At 71.8% G+C, this 16000-nt stretch carries 19 protein-coding genes and 1 tRNA gene; 5 read left to right on the forward strand and 15 right to left on the reverse strand.

Going from position 1 to position 16000, the window contains the following annotated elements; genetic code table 11:
* Nucleotide 1: 1 nt before the first annotated feature.
* The 5 genes from BMZ92_RS23690 to BMZ92_RS23710 all read right to left on the reverse strand — a co-directional run bounded on the left by BMZ92_RS23690 (nt 2) and on the right by BMZ92_RS23710 (nt 5459).
* On the reverse strand, nt 2–1006 hold the full coding sequence (locus BMZ92_RS23690; RefSeq protein WP_091511515.1) for a DUF2235 domain-containing protein: 1005 nt from the start codon (nt 1004–1006) through the stop codon (nt 2–4).
* A complete protein-coding gene (locus tag BMZ92_RS23695; RefSeq protein WP_091511517.1) occupies nt 1007–2113 on the reverse strand; it encodes a Gfo/Idh/MocA family protein in 1107 nt (368 codons plus the stop codon). It lies immediately after the preceding gene.
* Nucleotides 2114–3121: a zinc-dependent alcohol dehydrogenase gene (locus tag BMZ92_RS23700; protein ID WP_091511519.1), complete on the reverse strand. Its 1008-nt coding sequence runs from the start codon at nt 3119–3121 to the stop codon at nt 2114–2116. It lies immediately after the preceding gene.
* A complete protein-coding gene (locus BMZ92_RS23705; RefSeq protein WP_091511522.1) occupies nt 3118–4086 on the reverse strand; it encodes a Gfo/Idh/MocA family protein in 969 nt (322 codons plus the stop codon). The genes BMZ92_RS23700 and BMZ92_RS23705 overlap by 4 nt, the downstream gene beginning before the upstream one ends.
* A 197-nt stretch (nt 4087–4283) precedes the next feature.
* The gene (locus BMZ92_RS23710; RefSeq protein ID WP_245783211.1) at nt 4284–5459 is read right to left on the reverse strand and encodes a 4-hydroxybenzoate 3-monooxygenase; all 1176 of its coding nucleotides are present in this window, start codon (nt 5457–5459) and stop codon (nt 4284–4286) included.
* A gap of 130 nt (nt 5460–5589) precedes the next feature.
* Here BMZ92_RS23710 and BMZ92_RS23715 point away from each other — a divergent pair, with 130 nt between their 5' ends.
* Entirely contained in the window at nt 5590–6519 is a 930-nt protein-coding gene (locus BMZ92_RS23715) for a TAXI family TRAP transporter solute-binding subunit (RefSeq protein ID WP_245783212.1), read from the forward strand.
* On the opposite strand, the gene BMZ92_RS23720 is transcribed toward BMZ92_RS23715, so the two are convergent.
* Nucleotides 6507–7895 carry a sensor histidine kinase gene (locus BMZ92_RS23720; RefSeq protein WP_091511529.1) on the reverse strand — a complete coding sequence of 463 codons (1389 nt, stop codon included), beginning with the start codon at nt 7893–7895 and terminating at the stop codon, nt 6507–6509. The two genes, BMZ92_RS23715 and BMZ92_RS23720, sit on opposite strands and share 13 nt — an antisense overlap.
* Nucleotides 7896–7898: 3 nt before the next feature.
* The gene (locus BMZ92_RS23725; protein ID WP_091511531.1) at nt 7899–8570 is read right to left on the reverse strand and encodes a response regulator transcription factor; all 672 of its coding nucleotides are present in this window, start codon (nt 8568–8570) and stop codon (nt 7899–7901) included.
* A gap of 124 nt (nt 8571–8694) precedes the next feature.
* On the opposite strand from BMZ92_RS23725, the gene BMZ92_RS23730 reads away from it, so the two are divergent.
* Nucleotides 8695–10104, forward strand: coding sequence for an amino acid permease (locus BMZ92_RS23730; RefSeq protein WP_091511533.1), 1410 nt, complete (start codon nt 8695–8697; stop codon nt 10102–10104).
* A 4-nt stretch (nt 10105–10108) separates the two neighbouring features.
* Here the strand turns inward: BMZ92_RS23730 and BMZ92_RS23735 are convergent, their stop codons facing one another.
* Nucleotides 10109–10666, reverse strand: a complete 558-nt coding sequence (locus BMZ92_RS23735; protein WP_091511536.1) for a TetR/AcrR family transcriptional regulator — start codon at nt 10664–10666, stop codon at nt 10109–10111.
* A gap of 61 nt (nt 10667–10727) precedes the next feature.
* Between BMZ92_RS23735 and BMZ92_RS23740 the strand changes: the two genes are divergently transcribed.
* Nucleotides 10728–11627: an NADP-dependent oxidoreductase gene (locus BMZ92_RS23740; protein ID WP_091511538.1), complete on the forward strand. Its 900-nt coding sequence runs from the start codon at nt 10728–10730 to the stop codon at nt 11625–11627.
* Here BMZ92_RS23740 and BMZ92_RS23745 read toward each other — a convergent pair.
* The 4 genes from BMZ92_RS23745 to BMZ92_RS23760 form a co-directional block, all read right to left on the reverse strand.
* Complete coding sequence (locus tag BMZ92_RS23745) at nt 11624–12445, reverse strand: class I SAM-dependent methyltransferase (protein WP_091511541.1); 822 nt, start codon at nt 12443–12445, stop codon at nt 11624–11626. The genes BMZ92_RS23740 and BMZ92_RS23745 overlap by 4 nt on opposite strands.
* Before the next feature lies 1 nt (nt 12446).
* The gene (locus tag BMZ92_RS23750) at nt 12447–12779 is read right to left on the reverse strand and encodes a VOC family protein (protein WP_091511543.1); all 333 of its coding nucleotides are present in this window, start codon (nt 12777–12779) and stop codon (nt 12447–12449) included.
* Between the two features lies 1 nt (nt 12780).
* Nucleotides 12781–12954: a ribbon-helix-helix domain-containing protein gene (locus BMZ92_RS23755; RefSeq protein ID WP_091511545.1), complete on the reverse strand. Its 174-nt coding sequence runs from the start codon at nt 12952–12954 to the stop codon at nt 12781–12783.
* Between the two features lie 264 nt (nt 12955–13218).
* Nucleotides 13219–13458 carry a hypothetical protein gene (locus BMZ92_RS23760; RefSeq protein ID WP_091511547.1) on the reverse strand — a complete coding sequence of 80 codons (240 nt, stop codon included), beginning with the start codon at nt 13456–13458 and terminating at the stop codon, nt 13219–13221.
* Between the two features lie 148 nt (nt 13459–13606).
* Between BMZ92_RS23760 and BMZ92_RS23765 the strand changes: the two genes are divergently transcribed.
* Nucleotides 13607–13679 (forward strand) — tRNA-Asn (locus tag BMZ92_RS23765).
* A gap of 81 nt (nt 13680–13760) precedes the next feature.
* On the opposite strand, the gene BMZ92_RS23770 is transcribed toward BMZ92_RS23765, so the two are convergent.
* Nucleotides 13761–14108 carry a hypothetical protein gene (locus tag BMZ92_RS23770; protein ID WP_091511550.1) on the reverse strand — a complete coding sequence of 116 codons (348 nt, stop codon included), beginning with the start codon at nt 14106–14108 and terminating at the stop codon, nt 13761–13763.
* Between the two features lie 25 nt (nt 14109–14133).
* Between BMZ92_RS23770 and BMZ92_RS23775 the strand changes: the two genes are divergently transcribed.
* Nucleotides 14134–14670, forward strand: a complete 537-nt coding sequence (locus BMZ92_RS23775; RefSeq protein WP_091511551.1) for a barstar family protein — start codon at nt 14134–14136, stop codon at nt 14668–14670.
* A gap of 58 nt (nt 14671–14728) precedes the next feature.
* Here the strand turns inward: BMZ92_RS23775 and BMZ92_RS23780 are convergent, their stop codons facing one another.
* Both BMZ92_RS23780 and BMZ92_RS23785 read right to left on the reverse strand, forming a co-directional pair.
* Nucleotides 14729–15469 (reverse strand): trans-aconitate 2-methyltransferase, encoded by a 741-nt coding sequence (locus tag BMZ92_RS23780; protein WP_091511553.1) that lies wholly within the window; start codon nt 15467–15469, stop codon nt 14729–14731.
* A gap of 15 nt (nt 15470–15484) precedes the next feature.
* The gene (locus BMZ92_RS23785; RefSeq protein WP_091511556.1) at nt 15485–16000 is read right to left on the reverse strand and encodes a hypothetical protein; all 516 of its coding nucleotides are present in this window, start codon (nt 15998–16000) and stop codon (nt 15485–15487) included.

Consider the following 16000-nt stretch of genomic DNA (forward strand, 5'->3'; position numbering starts at 1 on the left):
CTCAGTCCCTCCGCCGCAGGAAGTCCACCAGGTTCTCCGGCCGGTACGCGGGGTCGGATTCCATCCGCGCCACCGCTTCCGCCGCCACGTCCTCCTTCGCCGGGTCGGTCACGCCGAGCTGCCGCACGTAGGGCCGCAGCAGTTTGTAGAAGAACGTCCGCGAGTCGTGCGCGGGGGCTTCCCGCGCCTCGGGCCGCGTGGGGATGGCACCCGGCGTGAAGACCAGCCCACAGCTCTCCGCGCGCTCGACCATCCACAGTAGACTCAACTGTGCGAGGCACGGCTCCGGGTAGCCACCGCCGACGTCGGAATGGCAGCCCGGGAACCACGTCTGCTCCCGCCGCTGCCGCGGCGCCCCGTCCGGTGCCCAGATCGCCGGGCGGAACGGGCCGCGCCGCTCGTCGATCGCCAGTGCCTGGAACGCGGCCGCGACGGTGCTCGTCAGCTTCGTGTCGTGGAACTGCCAGCGCCGGTTGACGAGGTTGACCAGCCGGAACCCGCTGATCGGGATGCCCAGCGCGCCGACGGTGTCCCAGACGCCGATGAAGCGCACGGGTGTCACGTCCTCGCACGCGTAGGCCCGCCGGAACTCCCTCGCCTGGTCACCCGCCGGGTGGGTGCTCGGACTCCGGTCCCGGTAGAGCCGGTACGCCTCGTCGATGCGGCCGATCTCCTCGCGGCGCAGGATTCCGCAGTTGCGCACGAAACCCACGGTGCTGCGGGCGGTGTACGCACCGCGGCTGAACCCGAAGAAGAACAGCTCGTCGCCCGGCTCGTAGTGCTCGACGAGGAACCGGTACGCCGCACGGACGTTGCGCGAGAGCCCGAACCGGAACGCGCCGCCGAGCACGCGCTCGAACGGCCGCGTGCCGACGCCCTCGTGGTAGAAGACGAGCTGGTCGTCCCGCTGCGCGACAGCCTGCGCGACCTTCACGACGTTCGTCGGCGCCCGCTGCTGCAGCGTGTTCCACGTGCCGTCGCAGCAGATGACGATGCGCTTGCCCATCTACACCGTCTCCCACCGGCGGCTTTCGGCCGAGGCGAGCACGGCCTCCACGATCCGGGCCGACCGCAGCCCGTCGGCGAACGTCGGCAGCCCCTCCGGCTTTTCGCCGCGGATCGCCGCATACGTGTCCGCGACAAAGCTCTCGAAGCACTGGGCGTACCCCTGCGCGTGCCCGGCCGGCAGGGACGACAGCCGCGCCGAGTCCGGGTACGGCGCCGCCGGGTCACGCACGATGATCTGCGCCCCGCGCTCACCGCCGAGCCACGCCTGCTCCGGCTGCTCCTGGTCGAAGGCCGCGCTGCCGAGCGACCCGTCAAGCTCGAACCACAGCCGGTTCTTGCGGCCCGCGGCGACCTGCGAAATCGTGGCGCTGCCGAGGACCCCGCGTTCCGTGCGGAACAGCAGCAGCGCGCTGTCCTCGGTGCTGACCGGTGTGAGCGGGAGGTTCGTCGCACTCCGGTCGAACGCGGGCACCGAACCGCTGGGCCGCTCGGGGTAGGCGATGGACGTGGCGGCGGTCAGCTCGGCCAGCCGCTCGCCGCTCACCCACTCCACGAGGTCGCACCAGTGCGAACCGACGTCGGCGAACGCCCGCGACCGGCCGCCCGCGACGGGGTCCACGCGCCAGTTCGCGGCGCCGGGCGACAGCAGCCAGTCCTGCAGGTAGCTGCCGTGCAACAGGTTCCACTCGCCGAACTCGCCCGCGATGCGGCGCGCCCTGATCTCCCGGACGACGGGGTGGAACCGGTACACGAACGGCACCGTGGCCACGAGCCCGGACTCGCGTGCCTTGTCCGCCATGCGCTCGGCTTCCGCGACGCTCATGCCCAGCGGCTTCTCGCACACGACGTGCTTGCCTGCCTCCAGCGCCGCGATGGCGTAGTCGTGGTGGGTCCCGTTGGGGGAGCAGATGTGCACGACGTCCACATCGGACTCGAGCACCTCCTGGTAGGTGCGGAAAGCGCTTACTCCCCATTCCGCCGCGACCGCCTCCGACCGCTCCGGCCGCGAGCCGAGCACCCCGGCGACGGTGCCGCCGTTCAGGAGCACCGCCCGCCGGTGCACCCCCGCGATCATGCCCGTGCCCACGATGGCCGCTGTGGTCATTCACTCCCCCTCGTGTGGGTCGACGTGGATCTTCGGGCCGGCGCCGATATGGGCCCCGGCCAGTACTTCCGCCACCCGGTCGAGCCCGACCGTCCCGGCGACCAGCGGACGCGGGTCGACCGCGCCCGAAGCGTAGTGTTCGATCGTCCCGGCCAGGCCCGGCGAACCGCTGAGCACGCCGACGGCCGTGACGTCCTTGAGCGCCAGCGCCCGCGTGTCCAGCAGGCTGGGCCGCCCGGCGAGTCCGATGTAGACGACGCGTTTCCCGGGTTCGACCAGTTCCACGGCCTTCGCGGGCAGTTCCGGCGAGTTGGACGTGTCGATCACGGCGTCGAACGGCAGCGAGGGCACGGTTTCCGCCGTCCAGACGTGCTCGAACCCCAGTGAGCGCGGGAAATCCTCGGTGCCGGGCAGTGCGAGCAGGTGCACCTCGGCACCGGCGGCCCGCGCGAACATCGCGGCCAGCAGACCGATCGTGCCGGGACCGAGGATCAGCACGCGGTCGCCGGGCGCGAGCGCCGCCCCGCGCACGGCACGCAGCGCGTTGCCACCTGGTTCGACGAGCGCGCCCTGCACGAAGTCGACCGCGTCCGGCAGGGCGTGCAACGCGGTGACCGGCACGGCGAGCTGTTCGGCCAGCGCACCCGCCCGCCCGCCGCGGATGCCGATCTCGTCGCGGAACTCGCAGACGTGCTGTGCGCCGGTGCGGCAGCGGCGGCACTGGCCGCAGCCGAGCATCGTGTCACCGGTGACCCGCCGGCCGAGCCACTCCGAAGACACGCCATCGCCGACGGCGGTCACCGTCCCGGACCACTCGTGCCCGAGCCGCAGGGGGAAGTGGGCGTGCCCGTCGTGGAGGTACTGCATCTCGCCGGTGAAGAACTCGACGTCGGTGCCGCAGACGCCGACGCGCGCGACGTCGACGACGACCTCGCCCGGCGCGGCGACGGGCGGGTCCACCTCCGCCACGCCCGCTTCGCCGGGCGCGGTGACGACAAAGGCCTTCATCGCGTGGTCGGCTCCCGGCGGGGAAGGCCGGCCGCGGCGTAACAGGCGTCGATGACCCGCATGTTCGCGATCGCGTCGTCGAGCCCGGTCGGGAAGGGCTCGCCGCGCAGCACGGCTCCGGCGAACGCCCGCAGCTGCGCCTCGTACGTGCCGGGCTGCCGTGGCACGCGCACCCTGCGTCCGCGGACCTTGAGGCGGTAGGCGAACTGCGGCATGAACGGGTTGAACACGCGCATCTCGCCGAGGGAGCCGGTCACGCGGGCACCGAGGCTGACACGCGAAAGCAGGGAGACGGCGATCGAGCCCGTCCGGCCGTCCGGGAAGGCGAATTCGGCGCGCATCGACCGGTCGACGCCGGGGAACCGCAGCTTCGCCTGGGCGCTGAGCACCTCGGGTTCCGCCCCGGCGAGCGTGCGCAGGAGGTGGATCGCGTAGCAGCCGGCGTCCATGGTCGCACCGCCCGCGAGGCCGAGGTTCCAGCGGATGTCGCCGCGGGGCAGCAGCGGGAAGGACATCCAGGTGTCGATGCGGCGGATGTCGCCGAGTTCGGGCAGGAGCTCGAGCATGCGCCGGATCAGCGCGTGGTGGCGGTAGTGGAAGGCCTCCACCACGACGAGCCCGCTGGCTCGGGCGGCCGCCGCGACGGCCTCCGCCTCCTCGGCGTTGGCGGTGAACGGCTTCTCGCACAGGACGTGCTTGCCGGCCTCGATCGCGGCGAGTGTCCAGCGGCCGTGCAGGCCGTTGGGCAGGGGCAGGTAGACGGCGTCGATCTCGGGGTCGGCGAGCAGGCTCTCGTAGTCGCGGTGCACGTGGCGGATGCCGTGCTTCCCGGCGAACCGCCGCGCCCGCGCGACGTCCCGGGCGGCTATCGCGGTGACCTCGACGTCGGCCACGTGCCGCGCCGGCCGCACGACGGCCGCGGGCGCGATCGCGGCCGCACCGAGGATGCCGATGCGCAGGACCATGCCCCTCCTCCCGTTCCGGAAGGGAGACTACCGCCCACAACGGCGAACGCGGATCTTCCGATCCCAGCGGACCCGAGTTGGCGGGGTTTGCGGGGCGGCCTCGACACCGTCTTGCCACGGCTCCCGCTCCACGACAGCACCCTCAGAAGCCCACGGCCGGACGCGGAGTATCGCGGCCCGCGCCCCAGGGAACCGCCTCAGAAATCCGCCGCCTTGCCCAGGTAGATCTCGGCGAACGCCGCGGCCGCCGCGCGCGAACCCAGCAGGCGCCGCAGCCGGGCCTGGGCGAGGCGGGCGCGGAACGGGTCCGGCGGCGGGTCGGTCGTGGAGCTGTGGAAGATGTCCGACAGCCACTGCGAAAACTCCTGGTACTGCCACACCCGCGCCAGGCACGTCTCCGTGTACCGCGCCAGCGGGCCGTCGTCCCCGGAGTAGTGCGCCTCGATCGCGTCGGTCAGGTGGAACGCGTCGTGCAGTGCGAGGTTCAGACCTTTCGCCGCGATCGGCGCGACGAGGTGCGCCGACTCCCCCGCCAGGAACAGCCTGCCCCGCGCCATCGGCTCGGTGACGTAGTTGTGCATGTCCAGCACGCGTTTCTCGATCAGCGGCCCCTCCGCGATCGCCCCGCCCGGCACGCCGAGGCGCTCGTGCAGCTCGGCCCACACGCGCTCGTGCGGCCAGTTGTCCTCGTCGTCGCCGGGCGGGCACTGCAGGTAGAACCGCGTGACCGTCGGCGTGCGCGCCATGTGTGCCGCGAAACCGCGCGGGTGGATGCCGAACACCACCCCGTCCGCGCTCGGCGGCGCCTCCGCGAGCAGCGCCAGCCAGCCGATGCCGTAGTCGTGCCGCAGCACCCGGCCGCCCACGTACGTCCTCGTCACCCCCTGCGCCCCGTCACAACCCGCGACGAAGTCGCACTCCAGACGCCGCTCGCCCGCCCCGTCGCGGTACTCGACGGCGGGCCGCTCGGACTCGATCCCGTGCAGGGTCACGTCCTGCACGCCGAACGCCACCTCACCGCCCCCATCGACGTACTGGGCGACGAGATCGGTCACCAGTAGTTGCTGCGGGTACACGAAGTGGTGCTGACCGGTCAGCTCCGCGTAGTCGAACGGGTGGCGCGCGCCCTCGAACCGGAACTCGAACCCGCCGTGCCGGGGCGCGCTGCCCAGCAGCCGGTCGGCGAGCCCGTGCTGCTCCAGCCCGCGCACCGCCCACTCCTCGATGAACCCCGCGCGCGGCCGCTGCTCGATGTAGCCGCGGCTCTGCTCCTCCAGCAGGACGCAGTCGATCCCCTTGCGGGACAGGATGTTCGCCACCGCCAGCCCGGCGGGCCCGGCCCCGACGACGGCGACGCGCGTGCTCGTGGCCACTGCTACCTCCCCCCAGGTCGGTGCGCCGCCCATCTTCCCGGACCGGCAACCGGAAATCAAAGACAATCCGCCCACCTATCGGGACATCCTTTATGCTCGCGGGAAATTCGACGAAGGAGCCGGAGGCCGGGTGGACCGTCACGTGACCCGCCGTCTCGTGCTGGGCGGCCTGCTCGCGGGCGCGCTGACCGGCTGCGGCGCCGATTTCCCGCCCGTCGCGCTCACCCTGACCACGGGCAGCGCGGGCGCCGTCTACCACCAGCTCGGCGTCGCGCTGTCCCGCGCGTGGGCCACGAAACTGGGCATCCCCGCGCCGACCGTGCTCACCAGCGCCGGCTCCGTGGAGAACCTCGACCGCCTGCTCGCGGGCCACGCCGACATCGGCTTCTCGGCGGCGGACGCCGCCTCCGACCGCGTGCGGCAGCCGGGCGGCGACCGGTTGCGGGCGCTGGCGCGGATGCATGACGACTACATCCAGGTCGTCGTCCCCGCCGCCGGCCCGGTCACACGCCTGGCAGACCTCCGCGAGCGACGCGTCTCCGTGGGCCCACCGGATTCCGGCGTGCAGCTGGTCGCCGACCGGCTGCTCGACGCCGCCGGGCTCGACGTGCAGCGCGCCCGCCTGCCGGTGGGCGACGCGGCGGCGGCGCTGGCGCGCGGCGAGATCGACGCGTTCTTCTGGTCCGGCGGCGTGCCGACCGAGCAGGTGGCCGACCTGGCGAAACACACGCCGATCCGGCTGCTCGACCTGTCCGGCGTCTTCCCCGCACTGACCGCGCGCCACCCGGAGTACGGCCTGGTCACGCTGCCCGCGTCCAGCTACGGCCTGCCCGCGCCCGTCACCACCGTGCTGCTGCCGAACTTCCTCCTCGTCACCGACCGGATGCCCGACGAGGTCGCCCACGGCCTCGCGCAGGGCATCTTCGACGCGCAGGCCCATCTGGCCGCGGCGAACCCGTCCGCCCGCTCACTGGACCTCCGCTCCGCGATCGAGACCGTGCCCGTTCCCCTCCACCCCGGCGCGCTCGCCTACTACCGTTCCGCGCACTACGCGGGCTGAGCGGGGAACTCGACGGTCACGCGCAGCCCGCCGCCCGCGGGCAGGTCCAGCCGCACGTGCCCGCCGGACTTCGCGACGACGCGGTGCACGATCGCCAGCCCGAGCCCGGAACCCGTCACGTTCTGGTGCCGCGGACTGCGCCAGAACCGGTCCGTGGCACGCGCGAGTTCCTCCGGCGCCAGCCCCGGCCCGGTGTCCCGCACCGCCAGCACGACCCGTTCCCCCTCGCGACGGGCCGTCAATTCCACAGTGGACCCACTCCCCGCGGTGAACTTGACCGCGTTGTCCAGCAAGGCATCCAGCACGGTTTCGATCGCCCGCGGCACCGCGACCGCCACCAGGCCCGGCTCGATCTCGGCGAGCAACTCGATGTCCCGCGACGCGGCGACGGCGTGCCACGCGTCGACGCGGTCTTCAAGCGCAGCGGTGATGTCCGTCGGCACCGGAGTCGCGGCACTCGCCTCTGTTTTCGCGAGGGTGAGCAGTTCCTCCAGAACATCGTTCAGACGCCGGGCTTCCTCCACACTCGCGGCGTAGTCGTCAGCGGCGTCTTCACTGACAGCACCGTCCAAACTGGTCAGTCGCACATACAGCGCGGTGAGCGGGTTCCGCAGCTGGTGGGAGGCGTCCGCGACGAAAGCACGTTGTGCCGCAAGCACTTCGCTGACCGTCGTCGCCATCTCGTCGAAGGACCGCGCCAACCTCCGCAACTCGGGCGGCCCGCTCTCCTCCGCCACGGGTACGTACGGCGCACCGGCGGTGGCCGTCGCCACCATCTGTTCCGCCGAACGTTCCAGCCGGTCGACGGGCCGCAGGATCCAGCGCACGACCGGCAGGGACAACAACACCGCCAGCGCGAGCGCGGCCAGCCCGCCCGCCGCGACCAGCGCCCACAGGAACAGCACGTGCCCACGCAGCCCGTCCACGGGCGACACCGTGACCACCGCGCCCCGCACCTCGCCGTCGACCAGCACGGGTTCGGCGAGCACAAGTGGTCCGGTCTGCCACGGCCAGAAAGTGCCCGAGGGCAACGGTTCCCGGCCGGACAACGCCGCGTTCACCCCCTCCCGCACCGGCGGTTCGGTCAGCGCCACCGGGTCGGCCGTCTGCGCGCGAGGCCGGCCGTCCTGGTCGACGAGCGCGGCGGTGAAGCCGTAGACCTCGCGGTACCGGTCGAGCGTCGCGGCCAGCTCCCCTTCCGTGCCGTCGAGCAACGCGCGCTGCCCCAACGACGCCAGCCGCGCGGTGAGCGTGAGGCGGTCGAGGGACAGCTGCTGGTAAGCGCTTCCCGACAGGCTCAGCGCGAGCGGCACCCCGAGCCCCAGCAGCACGAGCACCACGAGGACTCCGACGACGGGCAGCAACCGGGAACGCACGGCTCACCCGGCGGGCCGGCCGAGGCGGTACCCCACACCACGCACCGTCTCGATGAGCCCGGGGCGGTCCAGTTTGGTCCGCAGCGTCGCGACGTGCACGTCGAGCGTCCGGTTCGCGCCGGGCCACGGCTCACCCCAGATCTCGGTGATCAGCGACTGCCGCGTGCACACGTCGCCCGCCGCGGCCGCGATCGTGTAGAGCAGCAGGAACTCCTTGCGGGACAAGGCGATCGGCTTGCCCTGCGCGCTCACCTCGAAGCGGGCGGGGTCGATGCGGAGGTCCCCGGCGTGCAGCGGACGCGGCCGCGGCGCCGGCGGGGGCGCGGCACGGCGGCGCAGCACCGCCTGTGCCCGCGCGAGCAGTTCGTCCACGTGGAAGGGTTTGACGAGGTAGTCGTCGGCGCCCGCGCGCAGGCCCGTGATCCGGTCGTCCACCTGACCCCGCGCGGAAACCACGATGATCGCCGCGTCACTGCCGCGGCGGATCGCCTCGCACAGCTCGATCCCGTCCATGTCCGGCAGCCCGAGGTCGAGCAGCACGACGTCCGCCTGCGGGTACTTCGCCTTGGCCTCCAGCCCCGTCGCGGCCCACTCGACGTCGACGCCGCGCCTGTGCAGCGCCGACCGGACGGCGGTGGCCACCCGCCCGTCGTCCTCCACCAGCAGAAAGCGCACCGACCGGCCCTCCTCGTCCGCCGGACTCCACTATGGCGTGCCGCTCAAGCGGCGATCAACTCGACCTCAAGTCCTGCTCAAGGGCGTTGTAACACGGGTGACGGCGCGCACAGCATGGCTGTCCATGGTCACTCAACTTCCCACCGGCGCCCCGGACCGGCTCGCCGCCGAGGACGTCGGATACCACCAGGGCCTCAAGAGCCGCCAGGTGCAGATGATCGCGATCGGCGGCGCCATCGGCACCGGCCTGTTCCTCGGCGCCGGGTCACGCCTGCACAGCTCCGGCCCGGCGCTCGCCGTCGTGTACGCGGTGGCCGGCGTCTTCGCGTTCTTCGTGGTGCGCGCCATGGGAGAGCTGGTCATGCACCGGCCTTCGTCGGGTTCGTTCGTCTCGTACTCGCGGGAGTTCCTCGGCGAGAAGGCGGCGTTCTTCGCGGGCTGGATGTACTTCCTGAACTGGGCGACCGCGGGTGTCGCGGACGTCACCGCCGTCGCGAAGTACACCCAGTTCTTCTGGCCCGACCTGCAGCAGTGGATCCCCGCGCTCATCGCGTTGTGCCTGATCCTCGCGGTGAACCTGGTGTCGGTGAAGCTGTTCGGGGAGCTGGAGTTCTGGTTCGCCGCGATCAAGGTGCTCGCGCTCGTGGTGTTCATGGTGGTGGGCATCGTGGTGCTGGTGAGCAGGCACCCCGTGGACGGCGTCGTGACGGGGCCGAGCCTGGTGTTCGACCACGGCGGGGTCTTCCCGACCGGGCTGCTGCCCGCGCTGCTGATCCTGCAGGGCGTCGTGTTCGCCTACTCCGGGGTGGAGATGGTCGGCGTGACCGCGGGCGAGACCGCCGAGCCGCGCAAGATCATCCCGAAGGCGGTCAACTCGGTGGCGTGGCGGATCGCCGTGTTCTACGTGGGTTCGGTGGTGCTGCTGGTGATGCTGCTGCCGTGGACCGCCTACAAGAGCGGCGAAAGCCCGTTCGTGACGTTCTTCGGCAAGCTGGGCGTGCCGGCGGCGGGCGCGATCATGGACCTGATCGTGCTGACGGCGGCACTGTCCAGTGTGAACTCAGGCCTGTACTCGACGGGCCGGATCCTGCGCTCGCTGGCGGTCGCCGGGTCCGCGCCGAAGTTCACCGCGCGGATGAGCCGCAGCGGGGTCCCGTACGGCGGGGTGCTGCTGACCGCGGTGGTCTACGCGCTCGGCGTGGTGCTGAACCTGGTCGTGCCGGAGTCGGCGTTCGAGGTGGCGCTGGAGTTCTCCGCGCTGGGCATCATCGGCATGTGGTCGATGATCGTGATCTGCCACCTGGCCCTCACGCGCAAGGCGAAGCGCGGCGAGCTGGAACGGCCTTCCTACCGACTGCCCGGCGCGCCCTACACGAACTACGTCACGCTCGGCTTCCTGCTGCTGGTGCTGGCGATGAGCTGGTTCAACGGGGCGACGGGCCGGATCCTCATCTACAGCCTGCCGGTGCTGGCGCTCGTGCTGGTCGGCGGGTGGTTCGGCGTCCGCCGCCGGGTGCGGCAGCTGGCGGGCTGAGGGTTCACGCGATGATCCCGGCCAGCACCAGGTTCGCCAGCCGCGTCACGGCGGGCCTGGCCTGGCGGGCCGGGAGGGTGCGGAACGAGGCGATCGCGAGCAGTCCGGTCCGGACGTCCTCGACCGAGACGTGCTCGCGGATCGCCCCGGCCCGGCGGGCGCGCTCGACCAGCCGGTGCAGGCTCCGGCTCTGCACCTGCCGGTACGGCGCGAACGGCGCACCGGCCGGGTGGCCGCCCAGCAGCGCCTCGGTGAGCCCGCGGTCGCTGAGCTGGTGCTCGGCGAACCGCAGGACCGTCCACCGCAAGGCCCGTCCGGGGTCGGGATCGGCCATCGCGGCCGCCATCTCCGCCACGCACCGGTCCACCTGCCCGGTGAGCACGGCGGTCACGAGGTCGGCGCGCGAGGGGAAGTGCCGGTGCACCGTGGCGGCGGCCAGGCCGGCCCGGCGGGCGATCTCCCGCACCGGCAGGTCCAGGCCTTCCTCGGCGAACGCCTTCCGCGCCACCTCGACGATGTGCTCGCGGTTGTAGGCCGCGTCCGCCCGCGCTTTCCGAGTCACCGTGCCCCTGCCGCTCTCTCACTTCCCCGCTGTGCGTGCTGCCCGCTCCTACGGTACGGGCATGTTCGCTGTTCAGTTCGACCGATTCGGCCCGCCCGGGGTGCTCACCTTCGGTCCCTTCCCCGAACCCCACGCCGGTCCCGGCCAGGTGCGGATCCGCGTCGAGGCCACCGGGGTTTCCCCTGTGGACACGGCTTTGCGTGCCGGGCGCTCCCAGTCGCGGCCACCGTTGCCCCACGTTCCCGGCGTGGACGCCGCGGGCACCGTCGATGAAGTCGGCCCGGGTGTGACCGGGGTGTCCGTGGGCGACGAGGTTTTCGGCGCCGTGGATCTCTCCCGTCTCGGGGGCGCGAACGCGGAGTTCGCGGTGCTGCGGTTCTGGGCTGGGAAGCCGCGGGCGCTGTCCTGGCCGGAGGCGGGCGGCGCGGCCACGAGCGTCGAGACCGCGACGCGGGCGCTCGACGTGCTCGACGTGCGGCCGGGGATGGTCGTGCTCGTCGACAGCGCGGCAGGCGGGGTCGGCAGCACGGCGGTGCAACTCGCGCGCGCCCGCGGTGCCCGGGTGATCGGCGCCGCCCGCCCTGACCACGCCGATTTCGTCACGTCGCTCGGCGCCGAGTTCGTGCCCTACGGTCCGGGTCTGCCCGAACGCGTTGCTATGGCTGACCGCGCATTGCACATCGGAGGTTCACTGGCGGAACTGGTCGCGCTGACGGGCGACCCCGCCGCCGTCGTCACGGTCACGGACCTGGGCGGCGCGGATCGCGGCGTCCACGTCACCCTCGGCGCGCTCGCGGGCCAGCCTTCGGGAGAGCACGGTCTCACGGCGGCGGCCGCGTTGGCGGAGGAAGGCCGGTTCCGGCTCCCGGTGGCCGAGGCGGTCCCGATGCCGGAGGCCGCGAAGGCGCACTCCCTCGTGGAACAGGGCGGGCTGCGGGGGAAGGTCGTGCTGGTGCGCTAGTCGACCGTGGCGACCAGCACGTCCTCGCCCGCGGACGGGCGCAGGCCGTCGGTCCGGTCCGCGAAGTAGCGGTCAGCGAGGGAGCTGCCCGGTACGTGCCGTACCGTCCGGAACCCCGCTTCTCCGGCCAGCGCAAGGATTTCCTCGGGACGGTAGAAGCTCAGGAACGGTGTGCCCGCCGCTCGTGCCCCGCGCGCGGACCTCTCCAGTCCGGTGCGGGCGGCCTCGTCGAGCAGGTCGGGGGGCAGCAGGAACGTCATGACCAATGTGGTGCCCGGCGCGAAGGTGGCGATGCGGCGGAGGGTGGCCGCGGTGGCGTCTCTGGTGAGGTACATGCTGACGCCGTTGGAGGCGATGACCGCCGGGCGGCCGGGGTCGAAGCCGGCCGCGATCAGCCTGTCCTCCCACGGGTCGGCCTCGAAGTCGACCGGCACGAGCGTGGGCACGCGGTAGCCGAGTTCGGCTAGCCGCCCGCGTTTCCACTCCTGCGGACCGGGCTGGTCGACCTCGAAGATCCGCACGAGGTCGGGCCGGCGCTGGGCGAAGGTGTCGAGGCCCGCGCCGAGGACGACGTACTGGTCCACGCCGCGATCGGCCTGCTCGGCCACGAGGTCCTCGACGAACCGCGCCCGCGCGACGATGGCTGCGCGGAAACCGCTGGTGGTGACGGGATCCATGTCGGGCCGTTCGCGCCAGCCGTCGCCGGGCGCGAGCAACCGCAGCCCGACGACGTCCTCGAGGACGTGCGGCGGTTCGTCGAGGAGCACGTGCAGCGCCCGCCACAGGGCGACGCGGGCGGCGGTGTTCTCGGCGGTCACGTCAGGCCTGCAGGGTCCAGAGCCGCCCGTCAGGATCGCGGACGACGGCTTCGCGGGTGCCGTAGTGGGTGCCGGCGAAGGGTTCCACGACCTCGACGCCGGGCCCGGGCTGGAATTCCGCCTCGTCGGCCACCTTCAGCACCAGGCGCGTGCGGGTCTCCTGGGTTTCCGGCACCTCGGCGATGAAGACGGCGGGCCCGGTGCCGTTCCGGAGCTGCCCCGAGTTGTGGTCGGTGGCGAACTCGAGCTCGTAACCCAGTGACTGGAAGAACTTCGCGGCCTTGCCCCAGTTGTGGGTCTCGAGGAACACCGCGTGGATCCCCTCAGTGGACATGTCAACTCCCGTCGTCGGCCGATCGCTGCCCGGATGCACCGTCGAGGTAGGCGCGCAACGCGTCCGCCACCAGCGCGGAGAGGGAAAGCCCCTCCTCGATCGCGTGGTGCTTGACCTGCTTGATCAGGCTGAGCGGCAGGTAGACGTTGAACTGCTTCACTTCCTCGGCGGCCACACTAGGAGGTTAGCATGCTAGCAAGGTAGTGTCGAGAAACCCCGGCTCGCCCTGGTGGGCGGCCGGGGTTCGGGATGTTCGATTAGGTCCTTCCACGGGTTCCGGCGCCGGCGTCGAGTGGGTCTAGCCATCGCCCCGCGCCACGGCTCAGGTTCGGGTTGTCAGCCCCGCATCACAAGCGCTCCGGGCCGGTTTTTCGCTGCCCGAGGGGTTTCGGACCGAATCCCGTCAGCCCCGCGTCACGAAGCCGCGGACCAGATCCCATCAGCCCCGCGCGACGGAGGAGTCGTTCACCCGATGCCCGTCGCGCCCTGCGGCCCGGAAGAACGGCACCTTGTCCCCCACCTTCTCGCCGACCTTCGCCCGCGCGACACCCGCCGCGCCCTGCACCATCGGGTGGTCGGCGACCTTACGGTACGTGCGCACGATCTGGTCGTAACGGGCGCGGCCCGCCTTCGCGCCGAGCACGTACCCGACGGCCGCCCCGAGCAGGAAAACCTTCACGTCTCCGCCTCCTCACCGTTGTCCGGGTCGTTCCCGCCATTGTCCCCCAGCCCGCCACCCCATGCCGGGGGTGCTTGCAGAGCGCGATCGGGGGTGCGCTAAAGTTTGTCCCCGTTGGCCCGGAGCGATCCGGACCGGCGGTGAGCGTTCCCCTGTAGCTCAATTGGCAGAGCATTCGGCTGTTAACCGAAGGGTTGTTGGTTCGAGTCCAACCGGGGGAGCAAAAGCCCAGGTCAAGCACCTGGGCTTCTTTCGTTTCCGGAACTCCGCAGGCCGGAACCGCCAGAAACCCGCCACTTTCGTCATCGCGCGGGCTCCTCGTCGAACATCCGCTCCAAGGCCTCAGCCGAGGCGTCGTTGGCTACCCTGCGCTTGCGGTAGTGCTTGTCAGCCACCTTCTGGGTGTGGCCGAGCTGGTCGGCGATCGCGCTCAGCGGCAGGTCCGCTTCGTCCAGGACCAAGCCAACTGTCTTACCGAAGACGTGTGACGTAACCCACCGGTAGCCGACCTCCGCGAAAGCTTCCTGGATGCGGTGGATGACATCGCTCGGGTCCAGCCACTCCCCGTTCCACGCCTGGAACAACGGCTCGAAGCCGCGACGCGCCACGAGTAGGCCGGCATCCCGGAGCGGACCGGCTTCATCCCCCACAACACCCGACAGCTACTTTCCTGCCATGGCGCCATTCGACCCGCAGGCGGACCTGAACCAGGAAGTCGACTTCCGGCTGCTGATCAACACTCCGATCACGCTGTTCTGGCGCCGGGAGGTCCTCGACGAGGCGATCGCTTGGCTCCAAGCCCACGGCTACCAGGTCACCCGCCTCGACGCCGCCCGCTGGACGACCGAAGCAGATTTCCACCGAGCCATCGCGCAGACACCCGCGTTCCCGGACTACTACGGGCACAACCTGGCTGCTCTGCACGACGCCATGCAGGACGTGGTCGCCCAGGACTACGGCTGGGCTCCGGAAACCACCGGCCTCGCGCTCGTGTTCGCCGGTTATGACAAATTCACAGACCATTGCGGCCAGACAGCCCAGGCCGTGCTCGATATCATCGCCACGCATTCGCGCGTCGCGGCATTGTTCGGCCGACGTCTGATGGGGCTCGTGCAGAGCGACGATCCGGCTATCCGATTCGAGCCGGTCGGCGCCTCGCCGGTGAGCTGGAACGACGCCGAGTGGCCCGACTCCCGACGCCGCATCCCGTAACGCACCGCCGGCTCTCGATCTTCGCCGCCTCAGCCGGCGCCTTTCGCGAACGCCCCCGCTAAACCCGCGCCACGGCGAACACCCGGCGGAACGGGAACCACACCGAGCCGTCCTCCCGCACCGGGTACGCCGACGCCAAGCGGGGCGCCAAATCCGCGCGGAACTGCTGCCAGTCGGCTTCCGACAACGCCGCCTTCACGGGGCGCAGGGCCGTTCCGGTGATCCACTCCAGCACCGCGTTCTCCCCCGCCAGGCGCTGGACGTACGTCGTCTCCCAGACGTCCACCTGGCAACCCGCATCGGCGAACAGGGTGGCGTACTCGACGGGCGTGGCGACCGCTTCGAGGCCACGCAACGACACGCCCCGCTCCGCCGCCAGCTCGCGTGCCAGCACGTGTGACGGGGAGTCGAAGTTGCCCGGCACCTGCATCGCCAGCCAGGCACCCGACGGCAGCTCCTCCACCCACCGTCGCAGCAACCCCTGATGCCCCGGCACCCACTGCAGCACCGCGTTCGTCACCACGACATCCGTGTCCGGCGCCGGTTTCCAGTCGTGCACGTCCAGCACCTCGGCCGCGACACCCGCCGAGCGGGCCGCCGCCACCATTTCCGGCGAGCTGTCCACGGCTTCGACCACCGCCGAAGGCCAGCGGGACGACAGCGCGAGCGTCAGGTTTCCCGGGCCGCATCCGAGGTCGACCACCCGGCGCGGCGACTCGGCGCCAACCCGGGACAGCAGGTCGAAGAACGGGCGTCCGCGCAGGTCAGCGTAGTCGAGGTACTTCGCGGGATCCCACACAGTACGAGCGTACTGCTAAGCCTCCGGCCGCGCCAGCCTCTCCGCGGCCTCCCGGGCGATCGCGGCGACGACCTCCGCGTCCACCCCCGGATCCGGCCTCGCCTGCAGCACACTCCCGTCGCGCCCCGGCACCTTCCGCTGCACGAACCACACCCCGCCGCCGGACAGCTCCTGCCGGTGCCGCCCGCGGATGGAGCCGTCGACCCGCTGCCGCACCATCGCGGGCACGCGACCGGGCCGCGGCAACGGAAAACGCACCGGAGGACGGTCGGCCAGGAGCACCGCCGCGCCGGCCGTGCCGACCTCCGACGCCTCGACGAGCGTCAGCACGCCCTCGGCCCAGCCCGCCTTGCTGATCAGGTGCCAGCCGACACGCCGCCCTTCCGGCAGCCACAGGCCCAGCTCGGTCACGACGAGGTGCCCGCCCGAAGCGACCGCCGCGGACGCCAGCGCGTTCTCCGCGGGTTCGAGCTCGCCCGCGAACCCGTCCGGCAACCGGTCGCCGAACAGCCGGCGCAGCCAGGCCGTCAC

It is taken from the genome of Amycolatopsis sacchari (assembly GCF_900114035.1).
Lineage (GTDB): Bacteria > Actinomycetota > Actinomycetes > Mycobacteriales > Pseudonocardiaceae > Amycolatopsis_E > Amycolatopsis_E sacchari.

Coding starts and splice junctions, on each gene's coding strand:
- BMZ92_RS23690 (WP_091511515.1), bottom strand. CDS start 1,006: ATGGGCAAGCGCATCGTCATCTGCTGCGACGGCACGTGGAACACGCTG.
- BMZ92_RS23695 (WP_091511517.1), bottom strand. CDS start 2,113: ATGACCACAGCGGCCATCGTGGGCACGGGCATGATCGCGGGGGTGCAC.
- BMZ92_RS23700 (WP_091511519.1), bottom strand. CDS start 3,121: ATGAAGGCCTTTGTCGTCACCGCGCCCGGCGAAGCGGGCGTGGCGGAG.
- BMZ92_RS23705 (WP_091511522.1), bottom strand. CDS start 4,086: ATGGTCCTGCGCATCGGCATCCTCGGTGCGGCCGCGATCGCGCCCGCG.
- BMZ92_RS23730 (WP_091511533.1), top strand. CDS start 8,695: ATGGTCACTCAACTTCCCACCGGCGCCCCGGACCGGCTCGCCGCCGAG.
- BMZ92_RS23740 (WP_091511538.1), top strand. CDS start 10,728: ATGTTCGCTGTTCAGTTCGACCGATTCGGCCCGCCCGGGGTGCTCACC.
- BMZ92_RS23750 (WP_091511543.1), bottom strand. CDS start 12,779: ATGTCCACTGAGGGGATCCACGCGGTGTTCCTCGAGACCCACAACTGG.
- BMZ92_RS23775 (WP_091511551.1), top strand. CDS start 14,134: ATGGCGCCATTCGACCCGCAGGCGGACCTGAACCAGGAAGTCGACTTC.